An 11,685-nucleotide genomic window follows, 5' to 3' on the forward strand; every position below is an offset into this window, starting at 1 on the left:
AACCGTGCTGCGGGCGTTTCGCCCTCAGCTCAAAAACCGTTTAGTTTGCGATCGCGTGCCCACTCCTGTGGGGTGAACGCTTTAATCGACAGGGCGTGGATGCGGTTATCCGCAATGTATTCCATCAGCGGCGCGTACACAGCCTGCTGTTTCTTCACGCGACTCATTCCGTCGAACATCTCACCCACAGCAATAACCTGGAAGTGACTGCCATCGCCAGAGACGTGGGCTTCCTGAAGGGAGAGTGCATTCATCAGCACAGTCTGGATTTCATTATTTTCCATGGGGTCTACATCATCTGATAGTGAAAACAAGCTCAACATCTTAGAGCAAAGTGGCGCGGTCTTAAACAAGCAAAAAGCCCCGACGCGTAAACTGTCGGGGCTTTCAGAAGTAACGTACTGAAAAAATTAGCGAGGTAATACGTCTTCGGGCAAATTGTAAAGCTGTGCAAGGGTAATCACGTTATCGCTTACCCCCGTCAGGGTGACGCTACTCCCCTGCTTTTTGCCCGTGGCCACCAGGTGCGCCAGCAGGGCGATACCGGCGGTATCTACCCGCGTGACGCCATGGAGATCAATCAGCGTCACGCCCTGCATCGCGTTATGGCGAGCGTCCCACAGCGGGTTAAGCAGATCCTGATCCAGCTCTCCCGTCAGCGTCAACGTCTCGCCGTCACGCGCCCAGCTAAGCTGCTGTGACATTACTTCTTCTCGTCCAGGGTAATTTTCTGACGAGAGATGGACTGAAGCTGAGCCGTCAGGCCATCAATGCCTTTAGTGCGCAGCAGATCGCTCCACTCGTTCTGTTTAGTGGTGATCATGCTGACGCCTTCAGCGATCATGTCGTACGCCTGCCAGTTTCCGGTCTGACTGTTTTTACGCCACTGGAAGTCCAGACGAACCGGTGGACGACCGTTTGGATCGATAATCGTCACGCGAATAGGAATGATAGTGGCATCGCCCAGCGGTTGTTCAGGGGCAATCTGATAGGTCTGCCCGTGATACATCGCCAGCGCCTGGCCGTAAGCCTGTTTCAGGTATTCACGGAACGCCGCAAAGTAAGCCTCGCGCTGCGCCGGGGTCGCGTCTTTGTAGTAACGGCCCAGCACCAGTGCGCCCGCGTACTTGATCTGCACATACGGCAGCAGCTCCTGATCCACCACATCACGTAGATAATCAGGGTTAGAACGGATTTTTGGCTGTTCGTTTTTAAGACGGTCGAAGGTTTTCTTCGCGGCCTCATTCATCAGTTTGTACGGGTTACTCTGATCCGCAGCGTGCGCCGCGGTAAGAGGGGCAATGACCAGCATGGCAACCATTAACAGTCGTTTAAACATGAATAACTTCTCCTGAAATTAATTCGTCGCGCCTGGCGTCGGTTCGACGTTGGTGTGGTCTTCACTCTGCGCAGGGGCATCGTCAGACTTTTTATCATCCCCTTTACTGTTGTAAAGGAACTGACCAATCATATCTTCCAGCACCATCGCTGACTTGGTATCCTGGATTACGCTACCGTCTTTAAGGATAGTCGTTCCCAGCTCAGGATCTTCAAAACCAACGTTAAGGGCCAGATATTGCTCCCCCAGCAGGCCAGAGGTGCGGATAGAAAGCGAGCTGGTGTCCGGAATGTGGTTATAGCGCTCTTCGATATCCATCGCGACGCGCGGCAGATAGGTTTTCTCATCAAGCGTAATGTCGGCGACACGTCCGATAACGACGCCACCAATACGCACCGGTGAGCGCGCTTTCAGGCCGCCGATGTTATCGAAAGTCGCGTAGATACGGTACGTCGGCTCGGCGCGAACAGAGGTGATGTCCGCCGCTCGCAGGCAGATGAACAGCGCGGCCAGCAGCGCCAGAAGCAGAAACACGCCAACCCAAATTTCATTTTTTCTCGTTTGCATGAACTCAATTCCCAAACATCAGTGCGGTGAGCACAAAATCCAGACCTAAAACGGCCAGCGACGAATGTACGACAGTACGCGTCGTTGCACGGCTAATGCCCGCCGACGTCGGAATGGCATCGTAACCATTAAACAACGCAATCCAGGTAACCGTCACAGCGAAAACCACGCTCTTGATCAGACAGTTCACCAGATCCATCCGCAGATCGATGGCGTCCTGCATGGCAGACCAGAAGAATCCGGCATCAATGCCTTTCCAGTTAACGCCAACCAGCGCGCCTCCCCAGATACCTACCGCCACAAAGAGGATAGTCAGTAACGGCAAGGAGATAACCCCGGCCCAGAAGCGCGGCGAGATCACCCGGCGCAGCGGATCGACTGCCATCATCTCCATACTGGAGAGCTGCTCAGTGGCGCGCATCAGGCCAATTTCCGCCGTCAACGCTGACCCGGCACGCCCGGCGAACAGCAGCGCGGCAACCACCGGCCCGAGTTCACGCAGCAGCGAGAGCGCCACCAGCATGCCAAGGCTGGTTTCCGCGCTGTAGGTTGTCAGTACCAGATACCCCTGCAACCCCAGCACCATGCCAATAAACAGACCCGACACGATGATGATAAGCATCGACAGCACGCCGACGTTATAAAGCTGCCGCACCAGTAACGGCGCATGCTTGCGGAACTCCGGTTTGCCGACCAGCGCGTTGAACAACATTAATCCGGCACGCCCGAACGTACTGATGGTTTTTAGGCCACGGTGTCCAAGACCCGCCAACGCATTTAACAGCATGAGTGGCTTAACTCCCTATTCCCAGTAAATCGTCATGATAGTCGCCCGCCGGATAGCGGAAAGGCACCGGCCCATCTGCGATACCGTCCAGGAACTGCCGCACGCGCGGATCGCCATTCTCCTGCAACGCCTGCGCGCTGCCGTGGGCGACGATCTTTTTGTCAGCCACAATATAGGCGTAATCAGCAATGCTCAGCACTTCCGGCACGTCGTGGGAAACCACCACGCAGGTGACGCCAAGGGCGCTGTTCAGCTCCGAAATTAACTTCACCAGCACGCCCATGGTGATGGGGTCCTGCCCGACGAACGGTTCATCGAACATGATTAAATCGGGTTCCAGGGCAATAGCACGCGCCAGCGCGGCGCGGCGCGCCATCCCACCCGAGAGTTCGGACGGCATGAGTTTCGCAGCCCCCCGCAGCCCCACGGCTTCAAGCTTCATCATCACCGTGCTGTGCAACAGCGCAGGAGGAAGATGGGTGTGCTCACGCAGCGGATAGGCCACGTTGTCAAAAACGTTCATATCGGTGAACAGCGCACCCGACTGAAAGAGCATGCTCATCCGTTTGCGAACCGTGTAGAGGCGCGAGCGAGACATCGCCGGGACGTTTTCGCCGTCGAAGAGAATTTCGCCGCTGTCAGGGGGGATTTGCCCGCCGATAAGACGCAGCAACGTGGTTTTACCGATCCCTGACGGCCCCATGATGGCGGTGATTTTACCGCGCGGCACGGTCAGCGAAATATCATCAAATATTAACCGGTTGCCGCGAGAAAAACTGACGCCCCGGACATCGACTATATTCGCCATCGTTTGGCTCATTTATGGTTCCTTACTTACCTTGCTTCACGGCTGGCATGAAGCGTAAATCAGCCCTAAACCCCGCATTTTTACAGAATATTCACTATTGGGGTTAGCGAAAGCTGGCATTTGTTTTACTTTTCCGGCGCATAAAGTCAAAATTAGGAATTCGTCACGTCTCAGACTTCATCTGGCGCTAAAATTCGTGCGCAGTGGACCAGCGAGTATACCTGAAGAAAGGACTTTTGATGCTTTTAGCAACAGCACTGTTAATAATTGGTTTACTGTTGGTGGTCTACAGTGCTGACCGTTTGGTCTTTGCCGCATCCATTCTCTGTCGACTCATTGGCATGCCGCCCATCATTATCGGCATGACGGTGGTCAGTGTAGGCACATCGCTTCCTGAAATCATCGTTTCTGTTTCAGCCTCGTTGCATGGCCAGGTTGACCTCGCTATCGGCACCGCGATTGGCTCTAACATCGTCAATATCTTGCTGATTTTAGGCTTAGCCGCATTACTGCATCCATTTCGCGTACATTCCGATGTTTTGCGTCGTGAATTGCCGCTAATGTTAGTCGTCAGTCTGCTGGCGGGCTATGTGCTTTATGACGGGGTGCTGAGCGTCGGTGACGGTATATTCCTGCTCGCCCTGGCCGTGATCTGGTTGCTTTACAGCGTGAAGATCGCACGTCTGGCGGAAAAACAGGGTAACGATAGCCTCACGCGTGAGCACCTCGCCGAGCTGCCCCGGGAAGGGACCTTACCCGTCGCCCTGCTGTGGCTGGGCGTCGCGCTGATTATCATGCCAATGGCCACGCGGATGGTGGTCGATAACGCGACGGTGCTGGCGAACGCGTTTGCGATGAGCGAACTGACAATTGGTCTGACGGTCATCGCCATCGGCACCAGCCTGCCAGAGCTGGCTACCGCCATCGCCGGGGCGCGTAAAGGGGAAGATGATATCGCCATCGGCAATATCATTGGCTCGAATATTTTCAATATCGCGATCGTGACGGGGCTGCCGGCATTAATCTCACCGGGGCCGTTTAACCCTATGGTCTTCACGCGCGATTACGGTGTAATGCTGCTGGTCAGCGTAATTTTCGCCCTGCTCTGCTGGCGGCGAAAAGAGCAGATCGGCAAAGGCGCAGGCGCGCTGCTGACGGGTGGATTTATCGTATGGCTGGCGATGCTGTACTGGCTTTCGCCACTTCTCTCTGGGTAAACGGAAACGCATTATGTCGCAAATAGAATTGCAGCCGGGTTTTGACTTTCAGAAAGCAGGCAAAGACGTTCTGGAGATTGAACGTGAAGGTCTGGCGCAGTTAGATCAGTACATTAATCAGGATTTTAGTCTGGCCTGTGAGAAGATGTTCTACTGCGCCGGTAAAGTCGTGGTGATGGGGATGGGCAAATCCGGCCATATCGGGCGCAAAATGGCGGCGACCTTTGCCAGTACCGGCACGTCGTCATTCTTCGTTCATCCCGGTGAAGCCGCGCACGGTGACCTCGGCATGGTTACGCCGCAGGACGTGGTTATTGCGCTGTCCAACTCCGGGGAATCGAATGAAATCCTGGCGTTGATCCCGGTGCTGAAGCGTCTGCACGTACCGCTGATTTGCATGACCAGCCGCCCGGAAAGCAGCATGGCGCGCGCGGCGGATATTCACCTGTGCGTGAAGGTGCCTAAAGAAGCCTGCCCGCTGGGGCTGGCGCCGACCTCCAGCACAACCGCCGCGCTGGTGATGGGCGATGCCCTTGCCGTTGCGCTGCTGGAAGCCCGCGGTTTTACGCCAGAAGATTTCGCCCTGTCTCACCCCGGCGGCGCGCTCGGGCGCAAACTGCTGCTGCGGGTTAACGATATTATGCACACCGGGGATGAGATCCCGCACGTCAGCAAAGAGGCCTCTTTGCGCGACGCGTTACTGGAGATCACCCGTAAAAACCTGGGCATGACGGTTATCTGCGACGATCTGATGAAGATTCAGGGCATTTTCACCGACGGCGACCTGCGCCGGGTATTCGATATGGGTGTGGATGTCCGAACGCTGGGCATCGCTGATGTAATGACACCAGGAGGGATCCGCGTCCGTCCGGGTACGCTGGCGGTAGATGTACTGAACCTGATGCAGTCCCGTCATATTACCTCAGTGATGGTTGCCGATGGCGACCAACTGCTGGGTGTGGTACATATGCATGATCTGCTGCGCGCTGGCGTAGTGTAATGAAGGATAAGACAATGAGTAATGCGGGTGCATCCCTTGCAACCTGTTATGGCCCGGTGAGCGCCCACATGATGTCAAAGGCGGAAAATATCCGCCTGCTGATCCTCGATGTGGATGGTGTGCTCTCCGACGGTCTGATTTATATGGGCAATAACGGCGAAGAGCTGAAAGCCTTTAACGTTCGCGACGGTTACGGTATCCGCTGTGCGCTCACGTCCGGTATTGAAGTTGCAATCATCACCGGGCGGAAAGCTAAACTGGTAGAAGATCGGTGTGAAACGCTGGGCATTACGCATCTCTATCAGGGACAGTCTGATAAGATGGTAGCCTTCCGGGATTTGCTGGGAAAACTGGCCATTGCGCCAGAGAATGTGGCATACGTCGGGGATGATTTGATCGACTGGCCAGTCATGGCGGAGGTGGGTCTGAGCATCGCCGTGGCTGACGCGCACCCGCTGCTGATCCCGCGTGCTGATTACGTTACCCATATTCACGGTGGCCGTGGCGCCGTCCGTGAAGTCTGCGATCTGCTTCTGCTGGCGCAGGGCAAGCTTGATGAGGCGAAAGGGCAATCGATATGAGTAAAACCAGACGTTGGGTTATCATTCTGCTTGCGCTTGTCGCCCTGATACTGATTGGCGTAAATCTCGCTGACCGCGATGATACGCAAGCGGAAGTGGTTAACACGAGCGACCCGACCTATAAAAGCGATCACAGCGACACCGTGGTCTATAGCCCGGAAGGTGCGCTGAACTATCGCCTCGTTGCTCAGCATGTAGAATATTTTTCAGATGACGGCACCTCGTGGTTTACCCAGCCGGTCCTGACCACCTTTGATACGGACAAAGTGCCGACGTGGTCAATCAAGTCTGACCGGGCAAAACTGACAAATGACCGTATGCTTTACCTGTATGGTCACGTTGAAGTCAACGCCCTGACCGCTGACGCGCAACTGCGAAAAATTACGACGGATAACGCCCAGATCAACCTGGTCACCCAGGATGTCACGTCGCAGGATTTAGTCACCCTGTATGGCACAACATTTAATTCCAGCGGTTTAAGAATGCGCGGGAACTTACGCAGCAAAAACGCCGAGCTGATTGAAAAGGTTAGAACCTCCTATGAAATTCAAAACAAACAAACTCAGCCTTAAAGTTGTTATCGCCAGCGCGCTGCTGGCGGCCAGTCTTCCCGCGCTTGCTGTGACTGGCGACACCGAACAGCCGATTCATATTGAATCCGATACCCAGTCTCTGGATATGCAGGGTAACGTCGTCACCTTTACCGGCAACGTCGTTGTGACCCAGGGCACTATCAAAATCAACGCCGACAAAGTGGTCGTTACCCGTCCGGGCGGCGAGCAGGGGAAAGAGATTATCGATGGTTATGGCAACCCGGCCACCTTCTACCAGATGCAGGACAACGGCAAGCCGGTGAAAGGCCATGCCTCGCATATGCACTATGAACTGGCGAAGGATCTGGTCATCCTGACCGGTAATGCTTACCTGGAACAGCTGGACAGCAATATCAAAGGCGACAAGATCACTTATCTGGTGAAAGAGCAGAAAATGCAGGCCTCCAGCGAAAAAGGCAAACGCGTCACGACCGTGCTTGTGCCTTCGCAGTTGCAGGACAAGAACAACGGTCAGGCTCCGGCAAAGAAAAAGAGTAACTAATTCGTTATGGCAACTTTAACTGCAAAAAACCTCGCGAAAGCGTATAAGGGCCGCCGCGTCGTCGAAGATGTCAGTCTGACCGTCAACTCCGGCGAAATCGTGGGTTTGCTTGGCCCTAACGGGGCGGGTAAAACCACGACCTTCTACATGGTGGTGGGCATCGTCCCACGTGACGCCGGCAACATCATTATCGATGATGAAGATATCAGCCTGCTGCCGCTGCATGCCCGCGCGCGTCGTGGCATCGGCTATCTGCCGCAGGAAGCGTCTATCTTCCGCCGCTTAAGCGTGTTCGACAACCTGATGGCCGTGCTCCAGATCCGTGACGATCTGACCAGCGAGCAGCGCACTGACCGTGCGAACGAGCTGATGGAAGAGTTTCATATTGAACACCTTCGCGACAGCCTCGGTCAGGCGCTGTCCGGTGGTGAACGCCGCCGCGTTGAGATTGCGCGCGCGCTGGCAGCAAACCCGAAATTTATCCTGCTGGATGAACCGTTTGCGGGCGTTGACCCCATCTCCGTTATCGATATCAAACGTATCATTGAACACCTGCGCGACAGCGGGCTTGGCGTACTGATCACGGACCACAACGTTCGTGAAACGCTGGCGGTGTGTGAGCGCGCCTACATAGTGAGCCAGGGCCATCTGATTGCCCACGGTACGCCGCAGCAAATCCTCGAGGATGAGCATGTTAAGCGCGTGTACCTTGGGGAAGACTTCAGACTCTGATAGGGTAGAGGTTAAGTCACGCCGAACCGGAGAAAAACGCTCTGAACATGAAGCAAGGTTTGCAATTACGGCTCAGCCAGCAACTGGCCATGACGCCGCAGCTCCAGCAGGCAATCCGTCTGTTGCAGCTGTCCACGTTAGAACTCCAGCAGGAGCTCCAGCAGGCGCTGGACAGCAATCCGCTGCTGGAGCAGACCGATCTTCATGACGAGGTAGACGCCCAGCAGACGCAGGACACAGAAACGCTCGACTCCGTAGATGCACTCGAACAGAAAGAGATGCCGGACGAACTGCCGCTGGATGCCAGCTGGGATGAAATCTACACCGCGGGTACCCCTTCCGGGACGCGTGCAGACTACCAGGACGATGAACTCCCGGTCTACCAGGGCGAAACTACCCAATCGCTTCAGGACTACCTGATGTGGCAGGTGGAGCTGACGCCTTTCTCCGATACCGATCGCGCCATTGCCACCTCGATTGTCGATGCCGTTGACGACACGGGCTATTTGACCGTGACGCTGGACGAGATTCTTGAAAGCATCGGCGATGACGAGATTGAACTGGAAGAGATCGAAGCCGTCCTGAAACGCGTTCAGCGTTTCGACCCGATTGGCGTCGCCGCGAAAGATCTGCGTGACTGCCTTCTGATTCAGCTTTCGCAGTTTGCTAAAGAGACACCGTGGATTGACGAAGCCCGGCTCATCATCAGCGATCATCTGGATCTGCTGGCGAACCACGACTTCCGCACCCTGATGCGCGTCACGCGCCTGAAAGAAGAGGTGCTGAAGGAAGCGGTGAATCTGATCCAGTCGCTCGATCCGCGTCCGGGGCAGTCGATTCAGACCAGCGAACCGGAATATGTCATTCCCGATGTGCTGGTGAGAAAACACAATGGCCGCTGGGTCGTTGAACTGAACGCCGACAGCATTCCTCGCCTGCAAATCAACCAGCAATACGCCTCCATGTGCACCAGCGCCCGTAACGACGCTGATAATCAATACATTCGCAGCAACCTTCAGGAAGCACGCTGGTTGATTAAGAGTCTGGAGAGCCGTAATGACACGCTGCTGCGCGTCAGCCGCTGTATTGTCGAACAGCAGCAGGCATTCTTTGAGCAGGGCGAAGAGTTTATGAAACCGATGGTGCTGGCGGACATAGCCCAGGCCGTCGAGATGCATGAATCAACCATTTCCCGCGTGACCACGCAGAAGTATCTGCACAGCCCACGCGGTATTTTTGAGCTTAAGTATTTCTTCTCCAGCCACGTGAACACCGAAGGCGGCGGCGAAGCCTCGTCGACGGCCATTCGCGCACTGGTGAAGAAGTTGATCGCCGCGGAGAACCCCGCGAAGCCACTCAGTGACAGTAAGTTAACCACCATGCTGTCCGATCAGGGTATTATGGTGGCACGTCGTACTGTCGCGAAGTATCGAGAGTCTTTATCCATTCCGCCGTCTAACCAGCGTAAACAACTGGTTTGACACAACCGATAAGGAAGACACTATGCAGCTCAATATCACCGGACATAACGTCGAGATTACTGAGGCTTTACGCGATTTTGTAAACACTAAGTTTGCGAAACTCGAGCAGTATTTCGAGAGGATCAACCAGGTCTATGTTGTGTTGAAAGTGGAGAAAGTGACGCATATCTCGGATGCGACCCTGCACGTCAACGGAGGGGAACTCCATGCCAGTGCGGAAGGGCAAGACATGTACGCGGCTATCGACGGCTTGATTGATAAGCTTGCGAGACAGCTCAATAAACATAAAGATAAACTGAAACAACACTAATTGTCCGGGCAGTTAACGGGTGCAGGACGGCCTGTTGTGAAACACAACAGGCCATTTGTACAGTTAGCGCTTAGGTGAAATTATGATAAACAACGATTCCGCTCTTCAACTGAGCAATGTCCTTAACCAGGATTGTACCCGCAGTGGCGTTCACTGCCAGAGCAAAAAACGTGCGCTGGAAATCATCAGTGAGCTGGCCGCAAAACAGCTGGGTCTGCCGCCGCAGATCGTGTTTGAAGCCATTCTGACTCGTGAAAAAATGGGCAGTACCGGCATCGGCAATGGCATTGCGATCCCGCATGGCAAGCTGGAAGAAGATACGCTGCGTGCCGTGGGGGTGTTTGTGCAACTGGAAACGCCTATCGCTTTTGACGCCATTGATAACCAGCCTGTGGATCTGCTCTTCGCGCTGCTGGTTCCTGCCGATCAGACCAAGACCCACCTGCACACGCTGTCGCTGGTTGCCAAACGTCTGGCGGATAAAACCATTTGTCGTCGACTGCGCTCAGCCCAAAGTGATGAAGAGCTTTATCAAATTATCACTGAAGCAGAAGGCAATCAGGATGAGGCATAATCGGGAAAGGGCCTTCAGAACGGCTGCCCTGAGGAGAAACGGAACATGGTGCTGATGATCGTCAGCGGTCGTTCGGGGTCCGGGAAGTCCGTGGCCCTGCGCGCGCTGGAAGACATGGGATTTTACTGTGTAGATAACCTGCCGGTAGTGTTGTTACCCGATCTGGCGCGGACGCTGGCGGACAGGCAAATCTCTGCCGCCGTCAGTATTGACGTGCGTAACATGCCGGAATCGCCGGAAATCTTCGAGCAGGCAATGAACAGCCTGCCGGAATGCTTCTCGCCTCAGCTCTTGTTCCTGGACGCTGACCGCAACACGCTGATCCGCCGTTACAGCGATACACGTCGTTTGCATCCGCTCTCCAGTAAAAATCTTTCGCTGGAAAGCGCCATCGATAAAGAGAGCGATCTGCTTGAGCCGCTGCGTTCGCGGGCCGACCTGATTGTCGACACCTCTGAAATGTCCGTCCACGAGCTGGCGGAAATGCTGCGTACGCGCTTACTCGGCAAGCGCGAGCGTGAACTGACGATGGTGTTTGAATCCTTCGGCTTTAAGCACGGCATACCTATCGATGCGGATTACGTTTTTGATGTGCGTTTCCTGCCGAACCCGCACTGGGATCCGAAACTGCGTCCGATGACCGGTCTGGATAAGCCGGTGGCGGCGTTCCTCGACCGACACACAGAAGTACACAATTTTATCTACCAGACGCGAAGCTACCTTGAGCTATGGTTACCTATGCTGGAAACAAACAATCGCAGCTACCTGACGGTGGCGATTGGCTGTACCGGCGGTAAACATCGTTCGGTCTACATTGCCGAACAGCTGGCCGATTACTTCCGCTCACGCGGGAAGAACGTTCAGTCCCGTCATCGCACGCTGGAAAAACGCAAAACATGACCGTAAAACAGACCGTCGAAATCACCAATAAGCTGGGCATGCATGCGCGCCCGGCGATGAAGCTGTTTGAGCTGATGCAGGGTTTTGATGCTGAGGTGCTGCTGCGCAACGACGAGGGAACCGAGGCAGAAGCCAATAGCGTGATCGCCCTGCTGATGCTGGATTCTGCCAAAGGCCGCCAGATTGAAGTTGAAGCCACCGGCCCGCAGGAAGAAGAAGCGCTGGCGGCAGTGATTGCCCTGTTTAACGCCGGGTTTGACGAAGACTAACGTTCGCCATGTCGGCGGGTAGCGC

Annotated in this window: 17 protein-coding genes; 11 read left to right on the forward strand and 6 right to left on the reverse strand. The window is 55.0% G+C overall.

Annotated features, from left to right (window positions below; all coding sequences use genetic code 11):
- Window positions 1-29: 29 nt before the first annotated feature.
- From ibaG to mlaF, 6 genes are all read right to left on the reverse strand, one after another.
- Window positions 30-284, reverse strand: a complete 255-nt coding sequence (gene ibaG, locus SK47_RS19190; RefSeq protein ID WP_003861840.1) for a BolA family iron metabolism protein IbaG — start codon at window positions 282-284, stop codon at window positions 30-32.
- Window positions 285-410: 126 nt separating this feature from the next.
- Window positions 411-704, reverse strand: coding sequence for a lipid asymmetry maintenance protein MlaB (gene mlaB, locus SK47_RS19195; protein WP_003861843.1), 294 nt, complete (start codon window positions 702-704; stop codon window positions 411-413).
- Window positions 704-1,339: a phospholipid-binding protein MlaC gene (mlaC, locus tag SK47_RS19200; RefSeq protein ID WP_003861845.1), complete on the reverse strand. Its 636-nt coding sequence runs from the start codon at window positions 1,337-1,339 to the stop codon at window positions 704-706. Before mlaC ends, mlaB begins: the two co-directional genes overlap by 1 nt.
- Before the next feature lie 18 nt (window positions 1,340-1,357).
- Window positions 1,358-1,906 carry an outer membrane lipid asymmetry maintenance protein MlaD gene (gene mlaD, locus SK47_RS19205; protein WP_003861847.1) on the reverse strand — a complete coding sequence of 183 codons (549 nt, stop codon included), beginning with the start codon at window positions 1,904-1,906 and terminating at the stop codon, window positions 1,358-1,360.
- Window positions 1,907-1,910: 4 nt separating this feature from the next.
- The gene (gene mlaE / locus SK47_RS19210) at window positions 1,911-2,693 is read right to left on the reverse strand and encodes a lipid asymmetry maintenance ABC transporter permease subunit MlaE (RefSeq protein WP_003861848.1); all 783 of its coding nucleotides are present in this window, start codon (window positions 2,691-2,693) and stop codon (window positions 1,911-1,913) included.
- Between the two features lie 7 nt (window positions 2,694-2,700).
- Entirely contained in the window at window positions 2,701-3,513 is an 813-nt protein-coding gene (gene mlaF, locus SK47_RS19215; protein ID WP_003861850.1) for a phospholipid ABC transporter ATP-binding protein MlaF, read from the reverse strand.
- 227 nt (window positions 3,514-3,740) lie between these two features.
- On the opposite strand from mlaF, the gene SK47_RS19220 reads away from it, so the two are divergent.
- From SK47_RS19220 to npr, 11 genes are all read left to right on the forward strand, one after another.
- Entirely contained in the window at window positions 3,741-4,718 is a 978-nt protein-coding gene (locus tag SK47_RS19220; RefSeq protein WP_003861852.1) for a calcium/sodium antiporter, read from the forward strand.
- Between the two features lie 13 nt (window positions 4,719-4,731).
- The gene (gene kdsD / locus SK47_RS19225) at window positions 4,732-5,718 is read left to right on the forward strand and encodes an arabinose-5-phosphate isomerase KdsD (protein ID WP_003861853.1); all 987 of its coding nucleotides are present in this window, start codon (window positions 4,732-4,734) and stop codon (window positions 5,716-5,718) included.
- Between the two features lie 14 nt (window positions 5,719-5,732).
- A complete protein-coding gene (gene kdsC / locus SK47_RS19230) occupies window positions 5,733-6,299 on the forward strand; it encodes a 3-deoxy-manno-octulosonate-8-phosphatase KdsC (RefSeq protein ID WP_003861856.1) in 567 nt (188 codons plus the stop codon).
- Window positions 6,296-6,871, forward strand: a complete 576-nt coding sequence (gene lptC, locus SK47_RS19235) for an LPS export ABC transporter periplasmic protein LptC (protein ID WP_003861858.1) — start codon at window positions 6,296-6,298, stop codon at window positions 6,869-6,871. The genes kdsC and lptC overlap by 4 nt, the downstream gene beginning before the upstream one ends.
- Complete coding sequence (lptA, locus tag SK47_RS19240; RefSeq protein ID WP_003861860.1) at window positions 6,840-7,394, forward strand: lipopolysaccharide ABC transporter substrate-binding protein LptA; 555 nt, start codon at window positions 6,840-6,842, stop codon at window positions 7,392-7,394. Before lptC ends, lptA begins: the two co-directional genes overlap by 32 nt.
- Window positions 7,395-7,400: 6 nt before the next feature.
- Window positions 7,401-8,126, forward strand: a complete 726-nt coding sequence (lptB, locus tag SK47_RS19245; protein WP_003861862.1) for an LPS export ABC transporter ATP-binding protein — start codon at window positions 7,401-7,403, stop codon at window positions 8,124-8,126.
- Between the two features lie 47 nt (window positions 8,127-8,173).
- The gene (gene rpoN / locus SK47_RS19250) at window positions 8,174-9,607 is read left to right on the forward strand and encodes an RNA polymerase factor sigma-54 (protein ID WP_003861864.1); all 1,434 of its coding nucleotides are present in this window, start codon (window positions 8,174-8,176) and stop codon (window positions 9,605-9,607) included.
- Between the two features lie 22 nt (window positions 9,608-9,629).
- Window positions 9,630-9,917, forward strand: coding sequence for a ribosome hibernation promoting factor (gene hpf / locus SK47_RS19255; protein ID WP_003861866.1), 288 nt, complete (start codon window positions 9,630-9,632; stop codon window positions 9,915-9,917).
- An 82-nt stretch (window positions 9,918-9,999) separates the two neighbouring features.
- Window positions 10,000-10,491, forward strand: coding sequence for a PTS IIA-like nitrogen regulatory protein PtsN (gene ptsN, locus SK47_RS19260; protein WP_003861869.1), 492 nt, complete (start codon window positions 10,000-10,002; stop codon window positions 10,489-10,491).
- A 45-nt stretch (window positions 10,492-10,536) separates the two neighbouring features.
- Entirely contained in the window at window positions 10,537-11,391 is an 855-nt protein-coding gene (rapZ, locus tag SK47_RS19265) for an RNase adapter RapZ (RefSeq protein ID WP_003861870.1), read from the forward strand.
- A complete protein-coding gene (npr, locus tag SK47_RS19270) occupies window positions 11,388-11,660 on the forward strand; it encodes a PTS phosphocarrier protein NPr (RefSeq protein WP_003861872.1) in 273 nt (90 codons plus the stop codon). The genes rapZ and npr overlap by 4 nt, the downstream gene beginning before the upstream one ends.
- Window positions 11,661-11,685 lie beyond the last annotated feature (25 nt).

Source organism: Enterobacter sp. BWH52 (assembly GCF_001037565.1).
GTDB lineage: Bacteria > Pseudomonadota > Gammaproteobacteria > Enterobacterales > Enterobacteriaceae > Enterobacter > Enterobacter hormaechei_C.